The organism is Pseudomonas khavaziana (assembly GCF_036704165.1).
Classification (GTDB): Bacteria; Pseudomonadota; Gammaproteobacteria; order Pseudomonadales; family Pseudomonadaceae; genus Aquipseudomonas; species Aquipseudomonas khavaziana.
This window is the reverse complement of record NZ_CP129946.1, coordinates 1,701,925-1,719,221: the sequence shown is the minus strand read 5'-3', so window position 1 is coordinate 1,719,221 and position 17,297 is coordinate 1,701,925. Positions and strand designations below refer to the sequence as shown.

The 17,297-nt window shown below is 60.6% G+C and carries 18 protein-coding genes; 10 read left to right on the top strand and 8 right to left on the bottom strand.

Going from position 1 to position 17,297, the window contains the following annotated elements:
* Positions 1-3 precede the first annotated feature (3 nt).
* The 9 genes from QYQ93_RS07525 (at position 4) to pdeM (ending at position 10,467) form a co-directional block, all read left to right on the top strand.
* Positions 4-1,008 (top strand): ligase-associated DNA damage response exonuclease, encoded by a 1,005-nt coding sequence (locus QYQ93_RS07525; RefSeq protein ID WP_338476638.1) that lies wholly within the window; start codon positions 4-6, stop codon positions 1,006-1,008.
* Positions 1,005-2,639: an ATP-dependent DNA ligase gene (locus QYQ93_RS07520; protein WP_338476637.1), complete on the top strand. Its 1,635-nt coding sequence runs from the start codon at positions 1,005-1,007 to the stop codon at positions 2,637-2,639. The genes QYQ93_RS07525 and QYQ93_RS07520 overlap by 4 nt, the downstream gene beginning before the upstream one ends.
* Before the next feature lie 304 nt (positions 2,640-2,943).
* Positions 2,944-3,723 carry a transporter substrate-binding domain-containing protein gene (locus QYQ93_RS07515; RefSeq protein ID WP_043049645.1) on the top strand — a complete coding sequence of 260 codons (780 nt, stop codon included), beginning with the start codon at positions 2,944-2,946 and terminating at the stop codon, positions 3,721-3,723.
* Between the two features lie 56 nt (positions 3,724-3,779).
* On the top strand, positions 3,780-4,508 hold the full coding sequence (locus QYQ93_RS07510; protein WP_057021932.1) for an ABC transporter permease: 729 nt from the start codon (positions 3,780-3,782) through the stop codon (positions 4,506-4,508).
* Positions 4,505-5,215, top strand: coding sequence for an ABC transporter permease (locus QYQ93_RS07505; protein WP_043049643.1), 711 nt, complete (start codon positions 4,505-4,507; stop codon positions 5,213-5,215). Before QYQ93_RS07510 ends, QYQ93_RS07505 begins: the two co-directional genes overlap by 4 nt.
* 8 nt (positions 5,216-5,223) lie before the next feature.
* On the top strand, positions 5,224-6,342 hold the full coding sequence (locus QYQ93_RS07500; protein WP_338476636.1) for a succinylglutamate desuccinylase/aspartoacylase family protein: 1,119 nt from the start codon (positions 5,224-5,226) through the stop codon (positions 6,340-6,342).
* 13 nt (positions 6,343-6,355) lie between these two features.
* Entirely contained in the window at positions 6,356-7,120 is a 765-nt protein-coding gene (locus tag QYQ93_RS07495) for an ABC transporter ATP-binding protein (protein WP_338476635.1), read from the top strand.
* A gap of 216 nt (positions 7,121-7,336) precedes the next feature.
* Entirely contained in the window at positions 7,337-9,817 is a 2,481-nt protein-coding gene (locus QYQ93_RS07490; protein WP_338476634.1) for a ligase-associated DNA damage response DEXH box helicase, read from the top strand.
* Entirely contained in the window at positions 9,817-10,467 is a 651-nt protein-coding gene (pdeM, locus tag QYQ93_RS07485; protein WP_338476633.1) for a ligase-associated DNA damage response endonuclease PdeM, read from the top strand. The genes QYQ93_RS07490 and pdeM overlap by 1 nt, the downstream gene beginning before the upstream one ends.
* Before the next feature lie 23 nt (positions 10,468-10,490).
* On the opposite strand, the gene QYQ93_RS07480 is transcribed toward pdeM, so the two are convergent.
* Entirely contained in the window at positions 10,491-10,688 is a 198-nt protein-coding gene (locus QYQ93_RS07480; protein WP_005785769.1) for a hypothetical protein, read from the bottom strand.
* A gap of 108 nt (positions 10,689-10,796) precedes the next feature.
* Complete coding sequence (gene dcd, locus QYQ93_RS07475) at positions 10,797-11,363, bottom strand: dCTP deaminase (protein ID WP_003189215.1); 567 nt, start codon at positions 11,361-11,363, stop codon at positions 10,797-10,799.
* A 387-nt stretch (positions 11,364-11,750) separates the two neighbouring features.
* Here dcd and QYQ93_RS07470 point away from each other — a divergent pair, with 387 nt between their 5' ends.
* Positions 11,751-11,960: a cold-shock protein gene (locus QYQ93_RS07470; RefSeq protein ID WP_002554837.1), complete on the top strand. Its 210-nt coding sequence runs from the start codon at positions 11,751-11,753 to the stop codon at positions 11,958-11,960.
* Positions 11,961-12,172: 212 nt separating this feature from the next.
* Here QYQ93_RS07470 and rpoS read toward each other — a convergent pair whose 3' ends face one another.
* The 6 genes from rpoS to ispF form a co-directional block, all read right to left on the bottom strand.
* Complete coding sequence (rpoS, locus tag QYQ93_RS07465) at positions 12,173-13,180, bottom strand: RNA polymerase sigma factor RpoS (RefSeq protein ID WP_043049638.1); 1,008 nt, start codon at positions 13,178-13,180, stop codon at positions 12,173-12,175.
* 105 nt (positions 13,181-13,285) lie between these two features.
* Positions 13,286-14,122, bottom strand: a complete 837-nt coding sequence (locus tag QYQ93_RS07460; RefSeq protein ID WP_043049637.1) for a peptidoglycan DD-metalloendopeptidase family protein — start codon at positions 14,120-14,122, stop codon at positions 13,286-13,288.
* A 209-nt stretch (positions 14,123-14,331) separates the two neighbouring features.
* Positions 14,332-14,967, bottom strand: a complete 636-nt coding sequence (locus QYQ93_RS07455; protein ID WP_169850588.1) for a protein-L-isoaspartate(D-aspartate) O-methyltransferase — start codon at positions 14,965-14,967, stop codon at positions 14,332-14,334.
* A gap of 41 nt (positions 14,968-15,008) precedes the next feature.
* Entirely contained in the window at positions 15,009-15,758 is a 750-nt protein-coding gene (gene surE, locus QYQ93_RS07450; RefSeq protein ID WP_338476632.1) for a 5'/3'-nucleotidase SurE, read from the bottom strand.
* Entirely contained in the window at positions 15,746-16,804 is a 1,059-nt protein-coding gene (gene truD, locus QYQ93_RS07445) for a tRNA pseudouridine(13) synthase TruD (RefSeq protein ID WP_338476631.1), read from the bottom strand. The genes surE and truD overlap by 13 nt, the downstream gene beginning before the upstream one ends.
* On the bottom strand, positions 16,801-17,274 hold the full coding sequence (ispF, locus tag QYQ93_RS07440; RefSeq protein ID WP_032877363.1) for a 2-C-methyl-D-erythritol 2,4-cyclodiphosphate synthase: 474 nt from the start codon (positions 17,272-17,274) through the stop codon (positions 16,801-16,803). Before ispF ends, truD begins: the two co-directional genes overlap by 4 nt.
* Between the last annotated feature and the right edge of the window lie 23 nt (positions 17,275-17,297).

The following is a 17,297-nucleotide window of genomic DNA, read 5'->3' as shown; positions in this document are numbered from 1 at the left end:
CCCATGGACCTTGTCATCGCCCGCCCCGAAGGCCTCTATTGCCCTGCAGGTGATTTCTATATCGACCCCTGGCGTCCGGTGGAGCGCGCCGTGATCACCCATGCCCATGGCGACCACGCGCGCACCGGCAACCAGCATTACCTGGCTGCCGCCCCAGGCGAAGGCATCCTGCGCTGGCGCCTGGGCCAGGACATCAACCTGCAAACCCTGGCCTACGGCGAACGCTTGGAGCATCACGGCGTGACCTTGAGCTTTCATCCGGCCGGGCACGTGCTCGGTTCGGCCCAGGTGCGCCTGGAATACCAGGGCGAAGTGTGGGTAGCGTCCGGGGACTACAAGGTTGAACCCGATGGCACCTGTGCGCCGTTTGAACCGGTGCGTTGCCATACCTTTATCACCGAATCCACGTTCGGCCTGCCGATCTACCGCTGGCAGCCCCAGGCGCAGATTTTCGCGGGGATCAACGACTGGTGGCGGGCCAATATCGCCAACGGCAAGGCGAGCGTGTTGTTCTGCTACTCCTTCGGCAAGGCCCAGCGCATTCTCCATGGCCTCGACGCCAGCATCGGCCCGATCCTCAGCCACGGCGCAGTCGAGCCCTTGAACCGGGTCTATCGTGAAGCCGGCATCTACATTCCCGAGACGCTGTATGCCGGCGATTTCAAGAAGACCGACCCGCTGTTGCGCCAAGCACTGATCATCGCCCCGCCCTCCGCCGGCGGCAGCACCTGGATGCGCCGCTTCGGCGACTACAGCGACGCCTTCGCCAGTGGCTGGATGCGTCTGCGTGGTACCCGTCGGCGGCGTGGCGTGGACCGTGGCTTTGTGCTGTCGGACCACGCCGATTGGCCCGGACTGTTATGGGCCATTGAACAAACTGGTGCCGAACGGGTGATTGTTACCCACGGCTCGGTCGGCGTGCTGGTCCGTCATCTGCGGGAAAAGGGCTTGGACGCCCAGGGTTTCACCACCGAGTACGGTGACGACGAAGAAGAGGCTACGGCATGAAAGCCTTCGCCGAGTTGTACGCCAACCTCGATGCCACCACCTCCAGCAATGCCAAGCTCGCGGCGCTGCAAACCTACTTCCTGCAAGCGCCGCCAGCGGATGCTGCATGGGCGGTGTACTTCCTCTCCGGTGGACGGCCGCGGCAACTGGTGCCCACGCGCCTGCTACGGGACATGGCCACCGAAGCGGCCGGCATCGAACCCTGGCTGTTCGAGGAGAGCTACCAGTCAGTGGGTGACTTGGCCGAGACGATTTCCCTGCTCCTACCCGAATCAACCTACAGCTCCGAGGACGGCCTGGCGGTGTGGCTGGAAGACAAATTGCTGCCACTGCGTGGGCTTTCGCCCATGGACCTGGCCGAACGACTGCCGGCACTCTGGGCGCAGTTGGACCAGCCGAGCCTGATGGTGTGCATCAAGCTGATCACCGGCAGCTTCCGCGTCGGGGTGTCCAAGCTGCTGGTCACCCGCGCCCTTGCCACCATGGCCGACCTCGATAGCAAGCGCGTGGCCCAGCGGTTGGTGGGCTACACCGACTTGTCGAATCGCCCGACGGCTGCGGGCTATCTCAAGCTGATCGCTGCCGAATCATCCGACGAGCATGCGCAACGAGGTGGGCAGCCGTATCCGTTTTTTCTTGCCCATGGGTTGGCGCAACCGGTGGAGCAATTCGACACGCTGCTCGGGTCGCCCACCGATTGGCAGGTGGAATGGAAGTTTGATGGCATTCGCGCGCAACTGGTCAAGCGCGAGGGGCGCCTGTGGATCTGGTCCCGGGGCGAAGAGTTGGTGACTGAGCGCTTCCCCGAGCTGCACAGCCTGGTGAGTGGCCTGCCCGACGGCACGGTGATCGATGGCGAAATCGTGGTGTGGAAAGACTCGGTGCAACCCTTTGCGTTGCTGCAACAGAGGATTGGCCGCAAGACCCTGAGCAAAAAAGTCCTGGAGGACGCGCCGGTCGCGGTTCTGGCCTACGACCTGCTGGAATTTCAGGGCGATGACTGGCGCAACCACATCCAGGCTGAGCGTCGCACACAGCTGGAACGCGTGATCGCTCAGTGTAACCAACCCGTGTTGCTGCCCTCACCACTGCTCGAGGGGCCGACCTGGACAGCGTTGGCCGAGCAGCGCGAAGCCTCGCGCAGCCTTGGTGTCGAGGGCATGATGCTCAAGGATCGCCAAGGCCTCTATGGCGTGGGCCGCACCAAGGACATGGGCCTGTGGTGGAAGTGGAAAGTCGACCCCTTCAGCGTCGACGCCGTGTTGATCTATGCCCAGCGTGGCCATGGCCGGCGCGCCAGCCTGTACAGCGACTACACCTTCGCGGTGTGGGATGGCCCGCCGGGCAGCGAGCGCACCCTGGTGCCGTTCGCCAAGGCGTACTCCGGCTTGACCGACGCAGAAATGCGTAAGGTGGACGCCATCGTGCGCAAAACCACGGTGGAAAAATTCGGCCCGGTCAGCAGTGTGACGCCAAGCATGGTATTTGAGCTGGGCTTTGAGGGTATCGCCCTGTCCAAGCGGCACAAGAGCGGGATCGCGGTGCGGTTTCCGCGGATGTTGCGCTGGCGGCAGGATAAGACGGTGGATGAAGCTGACAACCTTGCCACACTGCAAGACCTACTGACTTGACATAAATCCCTGTGGGAGGGGGCTTGCTCCCGATAGCAGGCTGTCAGCCAAGCATGTATTGACTGACACACTGCTATCGGGAGCAAGCCCCACATTGGAATCTCCACACGACCTGAAACAGTGCACCCATTTTTTGATGCCCATTTTCGGGCGTCTCCTACGCTCAGCCTTGCCTTATCCCACCTTTTAAAAAGCCCATCCGGAACTATGGTGCAGAAATTGCTACTTGTGATCCGTCTGACACCGCTCAGTAACAGTCCTAAACGCGCCAAAAGCGCTTATCTTGGTTTCCAGGGATTACCTAATGAAAAAAGCATTGCTGACCCTTTCTGCACTGGCTCTGTGCATGGCTGCTGGTGTTGCCAGCGCCAAGGAATACAAGGAATTGCGTTTTGGTGTAGACCCCTCCTACGCACCGTTCGAATCCAAAGCCGCCGACGGCAGCCTGGTGGGCTTCGATATCGACCTGGGCAATGCGATCTGCGCGGAGCTGAAGGTCAAGTGCAAGTGGGTCGAAAGTGACTTTGACGGCATGATTCCCGGCCTGAAAGCCAACAAGTTCGACGGTGTGATTTCTTCCATGACCGTGACCCCGGTGCGCGAGAAGGCGATCGACTTCTCCAGCGAACTGTTCTCCGGTCCGACTTCGCTGGTGTTCAAGAAAGGCGCAGGGTATTCGACGCCCGAGTCCCTCAAGGGCAAATCCGTAGGCTACGAGCAAGGCACCATTCAGGAAGCCTATGCCAAGGCCGTGCTGGATAAAGCCGGTGTGACCACCAAGGCGTACGCCAATCAGGACCAGGTCTACGCTGACCTCACCTCCGGACGCCTTGATGCTTCCGTGCAGGACATGCTGCAAGCCGAGCTGGGCTTTCTCAAGTCGCCAGCCGGTGCCGGCTACGAAGTCAGCGCTGCCATCGACGATCCGTTGCTGCCGTCGAAAACTGCCATCGGTATCAAAAAAGGTAACACTGAGCTGAAGGCCCTTTTGGATAAAGGTATCAAAGCGTTACACGATGATGGCACCTACGCCACCATCCAGAAAAAACACTTTGGCGATCTGAACCTGTACAGCGGCAAATAATGCCTGGGGCGCCCTGCCTCTCCGGGGCGCTTTCTTATCGCCATAGGTCCTGATTTATGTTCGAAGATCTGTTGCAAACCCTCGGGCTGGGCGCGTTCAGCTTGAAGGGTTTCGGCCCGCTGTTGCTGCAAGGCACCTGGATGACCATCAAGTTGTCGGTGCTGTCCCTGGCCGTCAGCGTCTTGCTGGGCCTGCTCGGCGCCAGCGCCAAACTCTCCAGCCTGCCATTCCTGCGTATCCCCGCCCAGCTCTACACCACGTTGATTCGCGGGGTGCCCGACCTGGTGCTGATGCTGTTGATTTTCTACAGCCTGCAGACCTGGCTCAGCGGCTTCACCGACTTCATGGAATGGGAATACATCGAGATTGACCCCTTCAGCGCCGGGGTGATTACCCTCGGCTTTATCTACGGTGCCTATTTCACCGAGACGTTTCGCGGCGCGATCCTCGCGGTGCCCCGTGGTCAGCTGGAAGCCGCCACCGCCTACGGGCTCAAGCGCGGTCAGCGGTTTCGCTACGTGACCTTCCCGCAGATGATGCGCTTTGCCCTGCCGGGCATCGGCAATAACTGGATGGTGATGCTCAAGGCCACCGCCCTGGTATCGATCATTGGCCTGGCGGACTTGGTCAAGGCGGCCCAGGACGCGGGCAAGAGCACCTATCAACTGTTCTACTTCCTGGTACTCGCCGCGCTGATCTACCTGTTGATCACCAGCGCCTCCAATTTTGTCTTGCGCCGTCTTGAACGTCGCTACTCCGCAGGCGCCCGGGAGGCAGTGCGATGATCGAACTGTTGCAGGAATACTGGCGCCCCTTCCTTTACAGCGATGGCCAGCACATCACCGGACTGGCCATGACGATGTGGCTGCTCAGCGCCGCCCTCGTCATCGGTTTCCTGGTGTCGATCCCGCTGTCCATCGCCCGCGTCTCGCGCAAGCGCCTGGTGCGTTGGCCGGTGCAGTTCTACACCTACCTGTTTCGCGGCACGCCGCTCTATATCCAGTTGTTGATCTGCTACACCGGCATCTACAGCATTGCGGCAGTGCGCGCTCAGCCGGTGCTGGATGCGTTCTTTCGCGATGCAATGAATTGCACCATTCTGGCCTTCGCCCTCAACACCTGCGCCTACACCACGGAGATTTTCGCCGGGGCGATCCGCAGCATGGCCCACGGCGAAGTCGAGGCGGCCAAGGCCTACGGCCTCAGCGGCTGGAAGCTGTACGCCTATGTGATCATGCCCTCGGCACTGCGCCGCTCGTTGCCCTACTACAGCAATGAAGTGATCCTGATGCTGCACTCGACCACGGTGGCGTTTACCGCGACCATCCCGGACATCCTCAAGGTGGCACGGGACGCCAACTCCGCCACCTTCATGACCTTTCAATCGTTCGGCATCGCCGCGCTGATCTACCTCGCGGTGACCTTTGCCCTGGTCGGCCTGTTCCGCCTGGCGGAGCGCCGCTGGCTGGCCTTCCTCGGGCCGAGCCATTAAGGAGCTGCATGCGACATCAGCGACATGATCTGCTTGCGCCGCTGCCAGGCACGGCGCGACAGATTCACAGCTTCCACTTCGGCCCGGAACAGGCCGAAGGCAAGATTTACATCCAGTCATCGCTGCACGCCGACGAATTGCCGGGAATGCTGGTGGCCTGGCATCTCAAAGCGCGCCTGGCCCAGCTGGAGGCGGCCGGCCGTTTGCGCAGCGAAATCGTGCTGGTGCCCGTCGCTAACCCGGTGGGCCTCGAACAAGTGTTGATGGACGTCCCCTTGGGCCGCTACGAACTGGAAAGCGGGCAGAACTTCAATCGTTGGTTTGTCGACCTCAGTGACGACGTCGGTAACCAGGTCGAAGGCCTGCTGGGCGATGATCCCCAGCACAACACCGGTTTGATCCGTACCGCACTGGCCGCCGCTCTGGCCGCGCAAAGCGCCTCGACCCAACTGCACTCCCAACGCCTGGTGCTGCAACGCCTGGCCTGTGATGCCGACATGGTGCTGGACCTGCATTGCGACTTCGAAGCCGTGGCGCACCTGTACACCACCCCCGAAGCCTGGCCGCGGGTGGAACCGCTGGCACGCTACCTCGGCTCGGAGGCCAACCTGCTGGCCACCGATTCCGGCGGGCAGTCTTTCGATGAGTGCTTCACCCTGCTGTGGTGGCAGTTGCAGCAACGTTTTGGCGAGCGCTTCCCGATCCCCATGGGCAGCTTTTCGGTAACCGTCGAATTGCGCGGCCAAGGCGATGTAAACCATGGCCTGGCCGCCCTGGACTGCCAGGCCATCCTCGATTACCTGACCCACTTCGGCGCCATCAGCGGCGACCTGGCGCCACTGCCCGCTCTGGCCTACCCGGCGACGCCGCTGGCGGCCGTGGAGCCAGTGGCAACCCCGGTGGGCGGCCTGCTGGTGTTCAGCGCCCTGCCCGGTGAATACCTGGAGGCTGGGCAACTGATTGCCGAAATCATCGACCCTATTACTGACCGCGTAACGCCCGTGCACTGTCAGCACGCGGGCCTGCTTTACGCCCGCTCACTACGCCGCATGGCCACTGCCGGCATGGTCATCAGCCATATCGCCGGCACGCAGGCCTACCGCAGCGGCTATCTACTTTCGCCTTGAGGATGCACGCCCCATGTACAAACTGACCGTTGAAGGCCTGCATAAAAGCTATGGCGACAATGAAGTGCTCAAAGGTGTGTCGCTCAAGGCCAGGACCGGTGATGTGATCAGCCTGATCGGAGCCAGTGGCTCGGGCAAGAGCACCTTCCTGCGCTGTATCAACTTCCTGGAAACCCCCAACGATGGCGCCATGACCCTGGACGGCCAGACAATCCGCATGGTCAGCGACCGCCACGGCATGCGCGTGGCCGACGATGCCGAGCTGCAACGCCTGCGCACACGATTGGCGATGGTGTTCCAGCACTTCAACCTGTGGAGCCATATGAGTGTGCTGGAAAACATCACCATGGCCCCGCGCCGCGTGCTGGGGTGCAGCAAGCAAGACGCCGAAGACCGCGCCCGTCGCTACCTGGACAAGGTCGGGCTGCCGGCACGTGTAGCTGATCAGTACCCGGCGTTCCTGTCCGGCGGCCAGCAACAGCGGGTAGCCATTGCCCGCGCCCTGGCCATGGAGCCGGAGGTGATGCTGTTCGATGAACCCACCTCGGCCCTCGACCCGGAACTGGTGGGTGAAGTGTTGAAGGTAATTCAGGGCCTGGCCGAGGAAGGCCGCACCATGATCATGGTGACCCACGAAATGAGCTTTGCGCGCAAGGTCTCAAGCCAGGTGCTGTTCCTGCACAAGGGCCTGGTGGAAGAGCAAGGCCCCCCGGAGGACGTGCTGGGCAATCCGAAAAGCGAGCGCCTGCAGCAATTTCTAAGTGGCAGTTTGAAGTAGGAGCGAGCTTGCTGTGGCGAGGGAGCTTGCTCCCGCTGGGGCGCGAAGCGGCCCCGCTCTTTGTTCAAAAAGACTGGGACTGCTGCGCAGTCCAGCGGGAGCAAGCTACCTCGCCACAGTGCAACGCTCCCGCTTAACTGACTGGCATTAGGCAGTTGAACGTCGGCGGTGCCTGAGAGGTCTTTGAACTAAGCCCGCCAGAGCGTCAGTTGCCGAATGGCAAAAACCCACGATTTCGCCAAACAATGGTTTGCCGCCAAAGGCTGGAAACCGTTCGCCTTTCAGAAAAACGTATGGGCAGCGGTCAAGGCTGGCCAGTCGGGGTTGCTGCATGCCAGCACCGGCGCAGGTAAAACCTATGCCTTGTGGTTTGCCGCCCTCAACCGTTTCGCCATCACCCGCCCGCCCGCCACGAGCAAGCGTAAACCGCCCGCAGAACCGCTGACGGTGCTGTGGATCACGCCGATGCGTGCCTTGGCCGCCGACTCCGCACGCGCCTTGCAAGCCCCCTTGGACGCCCTGCAAATTCCCTGGAGCGTGGGCCTGCGTACCGGCGACACCAGCAGCAGCGAGCGCGCACGCCAGACCCGCCGCCAACCCACCGCTCTGGTCACCACCCCGGAAAGCCTGACGCTGATGCTCGCACGGGCCGACAGTGAGACGAGCCTGGCGCACCTGCGCATGGTGATCGTGGATGAATGGCACGAGCTGATCGGCAATAAGCGCGGCGTGCAGTTGCAACTGGCCCTGGCACGCTTGCGGCGCTTGCATCCTGAGCTGATGGTGTGGGGCATCTCGGCGACCTTGGGTAACCAGGCCCACGCGTTGGAAGTGCTGGTGCCACAGGGTGGCGGAGTCAATCTACAGGGGCAAACAGCCAAGGAATTGAGGGTCGACACCTTGTTGCCGCCCGTCACCGAGCGTTTTCCCTGGGCCGGGCATATTGGCTTGAAGATGTTGCCGCAAGTGGTCGCCGAGGTGGAGGCCAGCAGCAGTTGCCTGGTGTTTACCAATACCCGGGCACAATCGGAGATCTGGTATCAGGCGATACTCGACGCCCGCCCGGACTGGGCTGGATTGATTGCCCTGCACCACGGCTCGTTATCGCGGGAAACCCGGGACTGGGTGGAGCGCGCCTTGAAAGACGGCCAGCTCAAGACGGTGGTGTGCACCTCAAGCCTGGACTTGGGCGTGGACTTCCTGCCGGTAGAACGGGTGCTGCAGATCGGTTCCGCCAAGGGCGTGGCGCGGCTGATGCAGCGCGCCGGGCGCTCCGGCCATGCGCCCGGGCGGCCATCACGGGTGACACTGGTGCCGACACACAGCCTGGAACTGGTGGAAGCCGCGGCGGCCCAGGAGGCGATTGCCCAACGGCGCATCGAAGCGCGGGAATCGCCGCGCAAACCGCTGGATGTGCTTGTACAACACCTGGTCAGCATGGCCCTGGGCGGCGGATTTACCCCGGATGCATTGCTGGCGGAAGTGCGCGGCGCCTGGGCCTATCGCGACCTCACCGACGCGGATTGGGCCTGGGCTCTGGGGTTCGTGCGCCACGGCGGCCTGTCACTCACCGCGTACCCGGATTACCGCCGTGTAGAGCCCGACGAGCACGGCATCTGGCGTGTCCCGGACGCACGCCTGGCGCGTCGCCATCGCATGAGCGTGGGGACCATCGTCAGCGATGCCAGTATCCAGCTGAAATTCTGGAGCAAAGGCGGCGGCGGCAAGCATCTGGGCAGTGTCGAGGAGGGTTTTATTGCCCGGCTCAAGCCAGGAGATGGCTTCCTGTTCGCCGGGCGCTTGCTGGAGTTGGTACGGGTCGAAAACATGACCGCCTATGTGCGCCGCAGTAACGCCAAAAAAGCCGCCGTGCCCCGCTGGAATGGCGGGCGCATGCCGCTTTCAAACGAGCTGGCCCAGGCGGTGATCGAGCGTTTTGACGCCGCGGCGCAGGGGCACTTCGACGGCCCGGAGATGCAGGCGGTACAACCGTTGCTGCAAACCCAGCTGCGTTGGTCCGGCCTGCCGACACGGGAGAATTTGCTGGCTGAAACCTTGCAATCGCGGGAGGGCTGGCACCTATTTCTCTATCCCTTCGCCGGGCGCCAGGTGCACTTGGGGCTGGCGAGCTTGCTGGCGTGGCGCGTCAGCCAACAGCAGCCGCTGACCTTTTCGATTGCCGTGAATGATTATGGCCTGGAGCTATTGAGCGCTACCGAGGTGCACTGGCCAAGGTTGCTGAATGCAGCATTGCTGAGCCCCGAGCACTTGCTCAACGACGTGGCCGCCAGTCTCAATGCCGGCGAGCTGGCCCTGCGCCGCTTTCGCGAGATTGCGCGCATTGCCGGGCTGGTGTTTGCAGGGCATCCCGGCGCGCCAAAGAGTACGCGACAGGTACAGGCCTCCAGCGGTTTGTTCTTTGAAGTGTTCAAACAATATGACCCGCAGAACCTGCTGCTGGCCCAGGCAGGTGAAGAAGTGCTGCGCGATGAGTTGGATATTCGTCGGCTGGAACAGACCTTAAGCCATTTATCGGCATTGAAGCTCGACTTGCACCAGATCCAACGGCCTACGCCCCTGGCCTTCCCGCTGCTGGTGGAACGCATGCGTGAGAGCATGAGTTCGGAAAAACTCTCGGAACGCATTGCGCGGATGGTCAAGGATCTGGAAAAAGTCGCGGACAAGGGAAAAGGTTGATGCATTGTGCTCTGACAGTGGAAGGCGAAGATCTGTGGTTATTGGCCGATAAGGCGGTGTACTGGCCCGCCCGCCAATGCCTGCTGGTTGCCGATGCGCATTTTGGCAAGGCATCGGCCTACCGCAGCCTCGGGCAACCTGTGCCCCAGGGCACCACCACGGCCAATCTGCAACGCCTGGACAAGCTGATAGCGGCCCTGCCTTGCACGCAGTTGATCTTTCTAGGCGACTTCCTACACGGGCCTGGCTCCCACGCCAGCGGCACCCTCAGCGCGATCCGGGCCTGGCGTGCACGCAATCCGACACTGGTCATGACCCTGATTCGCGGCAATCACGATAAACGTGCGGGCGATCCCCCTGGGGACTTGAGGATCGAGGTGGTCCCTGAGCCGCTGCTGATGGGCCCTTTCGCCTTGCAACATGAACCGGACAGCCACCCCACCCATCACGTGCTGGCGGGGCATGTGCACCCCGTGTATCACCTGCGCGGCAAAGGGCGCCAGCGTCTGCGCTTACCGTGCTTCCAGATCGGCCCACGGGTCAGCCTGCTGCCAGCGTTTGGCGCATTTACGGGCGGGTATGCCGTGGAGCAGGACGATGACCGCCGAATCTTTGTGATCGGCGATCACGCGGTCTGGCCGATTCAGTGAAGTGCTGACCGGCCATCCAGGTATCAGGCGACAGGTGCCGGTGGCGGCTCGTCTGGCAGGGTCGGCTCACCGGGTTCGGTAGGCTGTGGATAATCGGGTTCGGGTTGGCCCGGAATGCCGCCGGCATGGGCGGGATTGGCCATCAGGGACCAGGCCAGAACGCCAATCTGGTTGGGTTCAAGCCGGGCAAGTTCTGCGCTGATTCGCGGGTCGATCTTCATAAGGTACTCCTCAAGCGTGGCCCGGCGCGTTTTGCACGCGCCGAGGCAGTACACCTAGATAGAGTCACTTTGCGCAGACTAATTCCCTTTACCGGTACGAGCTTTCGATCAAGCGCGTGGAAGCGTAACGCCACGCTGGCCCTGGTACTTGCCGGCGCGGTCTTTATAGGACACTTCGCAAGCTTCGTCGGACTGCAGGAACAGCATCTGCGCCACGCCCTCATTGGCGTAGATTTTCGCCGGCAAGGTCGTGGTGTTGGAGAATTCCAGGGTCACGTGGCCTTCCCACTCCGGCTCAAGCGGCGTCACGTTGACGATAATGCCGCAGCGGGCGTAGGTACTTTTACCCAGGCAGATGGTCAACACGTCACGGGGAATACGGAAGAACTCCACGGTACGCGCCAGGGCGAAGGAGTTTGGCGGGATGATGCACACGTCGCTCTTGACGTCGACAAAGCTCTTCTCATCGAAGTTCTTCGGGTCGACGATTGCCGAATTGATGTTGGTGAACACCTTGAATTCATCGGCGCACCGCACGTCGTAGCCATAGCTGGAAACCCCGTACGAAATCACCCGCTCGTCGCCTTCGCCACGAATCTGGCGCTCGACGAACGGCTCGATCATGCCGTGTTCCTGCGCCATGCGGCGAATCCACTTGTCCGATTTGATGCTCATGGCGGTGTCCTGAATAGCGAGGTAGAAAAAACTGTGGGCCATCTTACCGGGGCCGGCGTTGGGGTTCAAAGGCCGCAGGGGTTTTCTTATTGAATAGGCTGCTGTCTATAGGCCGCAGCCAGCGGGGCCGGGACCCGGATTGCCGTCAGGGTTGACTGTAAATACCACCGCCAGTCACGAAAATAGAGAAACCTTCGGAAATACCATTGGCACGTTCCGGAAAAAGGGTTAAGGTGGCGCCACTGTGCTGCTTGTGTCACTGAGAATCTCTACACGATATGTTGAATTTCGATCCAACCATCTCCAAGAATTTTTCCTGCTCTTTGCACTCAGTCTCGGCCAGGGCTTTTCCTGAGTCGCAGTTAACTTTGTCCAAGGAGATACACCATGTCTAATCGCCAAACTGGTACCGTTAAGTGGTTCAACGATGAAAAAGGCTTCGGCTTCATCACTCCACAATCCGGTGACGACCTGTTCGTTCACTTCAAAGCTATCCAATCCGACGGCTTCAAAAGCCTGAAAGAAGGCCAACAGGTTTCTTTCATCGCTACCCGCGGTCAGAAAGGCATGCAAGCTGAAGAAGTTCAAGTTATCTAACTTGTACTGACTTAGTCGAAAAAACCCCGCCCTTAAAAGCGGGGTTTTTTTATGCCTGGGATTTGGCGTTAGTACTCATCCACTGCCAGGCACAAAAAATGTGGGAGGGGGCTTGCTCCCGATAGCGCTATGTCAGTCGATATATCTAGCGACTGTGGCACTGCTATCGGGAGCAAGCCCCCTCCCACATTCAAGCATTCAAGCGGCGTCGCTTACTGGAACAACGACTCACTCGACAAACCATTTTTCTCCAGGATCTCACGCAAGCGCTTGAGGCCCTCTACCTGGATCTGCCGCACCCGCTCACGGGTGAGGCCAATCTCCAGGCCCACATCTTCCAGGGTGCTGCTCTCATGGCCGCGCAGGCCGAAGCGGCGAATCACCACCTCACGCTGCTTGTCGGTAAGCTCCGACAGCCACTGGTCAATACTTTGGGAAAGATCATCGTCCTGCAACAGCTCACAAGGATCCGTCGGACGATCATCTGTCAGTGTATCCAGCAGGGTTTTATCCGAGTCCGGCCCCAGCGAGACATCAACCGAAGAAACGCGCTCATTGAGGCCCAACATGCGCTTGACCTCCCCTACCGGTTTTTCCAGCAGGTTGGCGATCTCTTCAGGCGAAGGTTCATGATCGAGTTTTTGCGTCAGCTCACGCGCCGCCCGCAGGTAGACGTTGAGCTCCTTGACCACGTGGATCGGCAACCGGATCGTGCGGGTCTGATTCATGATCGCCCGTTCGATGGTCTGGCGAATCCACCAGGTGGCATAGGTTGAAAAGCGGAAGCCCCGCTCAGGGTCGAACTTCTCCACCGCCCGGATCAAGCCCAGGTTGCCCTCCTCGATCAGGTCCAGCAACGACAGCCCGCGATTGACGTAGCGTCGGGCGATTTTCACCACCAGACGCAGGTTACTTTCAATCATGCGTTTACGCCCAGCCGGATCGCCCTTTTGCGACAGACGCGCAAAATGGACTTCTTCTTCGGGGGTCAGCAGAGGGGAAAAACCGATTTCATTGAGGTACAGCTGGGTGGCGTCGAGCGCCCGCGTGTAATCAATGTATTTGTGTTGCTTCAACGCGGTGGAGTTCTTGGATTTGGTGCGAACTGAAGGTGGTGTCGCTCCTTCATTATCTGACATCGAATCCATATCGATACTGGCCTCCATAAGGAGAACCTCATCGTCGATGTCAAACTCCGGCGCTTCTTTACTGAGAGCCATTGTTATAGTCCTTTGGTGAGTTCGACCTCAAGCTCAAGCGACGCCTTTATCCTTGGCAACGCTGGAGCCTGTTCCTTCTACGCTAGGAACAGGCTGTGCAACATATCAACGACGGGGTAGGAATTGCAGCGGATCTACAGGCTTCCCTTGGCGGCGAATCTCAAAGTGCAGTTTCACCCGGTCTGTACCCGTTGAACCCATCTCCGCAATTGTCTGTCCGACCTTGACCTGCTGCCCCTCCCGAACCAACAGCCTGCGGTTATGACCGTAGGCACTGACGTAGGTATCGCTGTGTTTGATGATGACCAGCTCGCCGTAGCCCCGTAAACCACTCCCGGCGTACACCACTGTCCCATCAGACGCAGCTAAAACAGGCTGTCCCAAATCCCCGGCGATATCAATGCCTTTATTCAAACTACCGTTTGAAGAGAATTTTCCAATCAACACTCCGTTTGAAGGCCACCCCCACCCCGTCGGCGCAGGCCCGGCAGGTGGCAATGGCGCGGGTGGCGACTTGCTCGCAACCGTAGGCGCAGCGCTGCCTGCCGGCCGGGTGATGACGGTGGTTTTGCTCGAAGACGATGGCGAAGAACCGGATTTTGTCACAACTGCCGTAGGCGCCGAACCGCTGCGACCATCGAAACGGATGGTTTGCCCAGGATGTATGGTGTAGGGCACAGGAATGTTGTTACGGGCGGCCAGCGCCTTGTAGTCCCAGCCGTAGCGGAAGGCAATAGAGAACAGGGTGTCGCCTTTGCGTACCACGTATTGGCCGGTGGTCACCGTCGGTCTTTGCGGCGCGGCCTTGGTGCGGTCAACGACACGCGCACCGCCGGATGGCGTGCTCGAGCAGGCTGCCAATAAGGAACTCAAGACAAGGCCAAGCACCAGTCGCTGAAAGCTTGTTTTACTCATTCGCTGCGCAGGACCTGTGAGACTCACCCGCCGCTCCCTTTGTGGTGGCTGAACATTAACGCCTGTATCAGGCTTGAAATATGACGCAAGTATAACTGGGCATTGGCCTTTTACTGGCACATGACTGAAACGAAAAATTCATCATGTTTAATACCGATCGCCAGGCATGTTGATTCAATAGACCCCGCCGTAAGACACATACCCGCCAACAGAATTCACTGTTTGCAAATAAATGATCAGGCCAGCGGACCATTGAGCAACGGCACGAAGCGCACGGCACCCAGCACATGCCGGGAAAAGCCTTCATCTTCACGGATGATAAGCATCAACTGTTGCACTTCGCCGGAGCCCACCGGGATGACCAGCCGCCCGCCAGGTGCCAATTGATCCAACAAGGCTTGCGGCACATCGGTGGCCACTGCAGTGACGATGATACCGTTGTACGGCGCCAACGCCGGCCAGCCTTCCCAACCGTCGCCCCACCGGAACACCACATTGCGCAGGTTAAGCTCGACCAGACGCTCCTTGGCACGGTCCTGCAGCACCTTGATGCGCTCCACCGAGAACACCCGCTCCACCAGTTGCGACAGCACGGCCGTCTGGTAGCCGGAACCGGTACCGATCTCCAACACCTTGTCCAGTGGCCCCGCCGCCAGCAGCAGCTCGCTCATGCGCGCAACCATATAGGGCTGGGAAATGGTCTGGTTGTGGCCGATGGGCAACGCCGTGTCTTCATAGGCGCGGTGCGCCAAGGCCTCATCGACAAACAGATGCCGCGGCGTACGCCGGATGACTTCCAGTACCTGGGCGTTGGACAGGCCTTCTTCATAGAGACGCTGGATCAATCGTTCCCGAGTGCGCTGGGAAGTCATGCCGATGCCACGACGCAGCAGGTCGTCTTGTTCACGAGCCATCAACGCAGTCCCTCCAGCCAGCCATCGAGACCACTGAAGGCATCACTGAAGGTGCGATCAAACTGCAACGGAGTAATGGATACATAACCTTGCATCACCGCATGAAAGTCCGTGCCCTCGCCACCATCCTCGGCATCCCCGGCCGCAGCGATCCAATAGCCTTCCTTGCCACGCGGATCGACCACCTTCAAGGGCACCTTCGCACGGGCACGATGGCCCAGGCGCGTCAGCTGGATACCGCGGATATGGTCGAGGGGCAGGTTGGGGATATTGACGTTGAGTACAGTACGCGGCGGCAGGTCCAGGGAACCATGGGCCTGCACCAGCTTGCGCGCGAAATAGGCCGCCGTCGGCAGGTTATCCAACTGCCGCGAGGCAAAGGAAAAAGCGAACGCGGTGCGCCCGAGAAAGCGCCCCTCGAGGGCCGCCGCCACGGTTCCGGAATACAGCACATCATCGCCCAGGTTGGCGCCCAGGTTGATACCCGAGACCACGAGGTCCGGCTGATGCTCCAGCAGACTGTTGATCGCCAGGTGCACGCAGTCGGTGGGAGTACCGTTCACGCTGATAAAGCCATTGGCCAGGACCTGCGGGTGCAGTGGACGATCGAGCGTCAACGAACTGCTGGCGCCGCTTTTGTCCTGGTCGGGGGCAACCACCACACACTCGGCATAATCTTGCAGCGCAGCATAGAGCGCGGCAAGACCGGGTGCGGTAGCACCGTCATCGTTTGATATCAGAATACGCATGGGCTGTCCGTCTGCCCCACCGGCACCAGATCAACAAGCTCGCGCACCAAGACAGTGGCGAAGCATCCGGCCGGCAGGACGAATTCCAATTGCAGAATGTCAGGCCCGGGATAATGCCACGTCAACCCGCCAATGGGCAGTCGTAGAATGCGACGTTCCTGGCTCATGCCCGCATTCACCAGCCAATCACGTAGGTCGGCTTCGCTGCCGGCGACAGATTGTTCCAATTCATGTGTAGGACCTGTCGCTGGCGAGTCACCCTCACCCCATAGTGGGCCGGTTGGATGCAGGTCCAGGATCGCCAGGCGCGGATCGCTGCATTCAGCCTCCCCGGCCGGGAAAAAACTGCGACTGTCGGTAAACGCCAGCAGGTCACCCACCTGGGCGCGCTGCCAGGAGCCGTCGGCGACACGCGCTGCCAGCACTTTGTTGAACAAGTAGCTGCGGGCAGTGGACAGCAGCCGCGAGCGTACATTACGTTGCTCCGGCAAGGCCTTGCGCGCTGCCCATTCGCGGGCATCCACCACATTGCCGCCGTTGTGGCCGAAACGCTGGGCACCGAAATAATTGGGTATGCCGTGCTGGGCAATCAACTGCAAACGTGCGTCGATGGCGGCGGTGTCGCTGGCCAGCTGGGTCAGGCGCAAGGTAAAGCCATTGGCCGAATGCGCGCCACGCTGCAACTTGCGTTTATGACGGACGGTTTTGAGGATCTTGAGGGTGTCGTTTTGCGCGCTGCTCAGGTCCGGGTCGGCCTTGCCGGGCAGCTGCACGCTGAACCACTGGCGAGTCAAGGCCTGGCGGTCCTTGAGCCCGGCATAGCTGACGGTGCGCAACGGCACGCCGGCAGCCTTGGCGATACGCCGTGCAGCCTCCTCGGTATTCAAGCCGCGCTTTTCTACCCACAGCCACAGGTGTTCGCCCTCGCCTGCCAGCGGGATGTCCAGCACCTCATCCACCTGGAAGTCTTCAGCCGTCGCCTTCAGCACCGCGCTGCCCAGGGCCTCGCCATAGGCCCGAGGACCCAGCAGTTGCAAGTCGTTCATGCGCGCAGCAACAAGGCGACAGAGTGCACCGCGATGCCCTCTTCACGACCGGTAAACCCGAGTTTTTCGGTGGTGGTAGCTTTCACGTTGACTTGATCCAATTCAATTTGCAGGTCTGCGGCAATCAGTGCGCGCATTGCCTCGATGTGCGGGGCCATTTTCGGCGCCTGGGCCACGATGGTGTTATCGACATTGCCGACCTTCCAGCCCTTGGCGTGGATCAAGCCAACCACATGGCGCAGCAATACTCGGCTGTCCGCGCCCTTGAAGGTGGGGTCGGTGTCCGGAAAGTGCTTGCCGATATCGCCCAACGCCGCCGCGCCGAGCAAGGCATCACTCAAGGCATGCAGGACAACGTCGCCGTCGGAATGGGCCAGTAACCCATGGTGATGTGCAATGCGCACGCCGCCCAAGGTGATGAAATCGCCCTCAGCGAAACGGTGCACATCATAGCCGTGGCCAATACGCATAAAAAAACGCCCCGATTTAATTC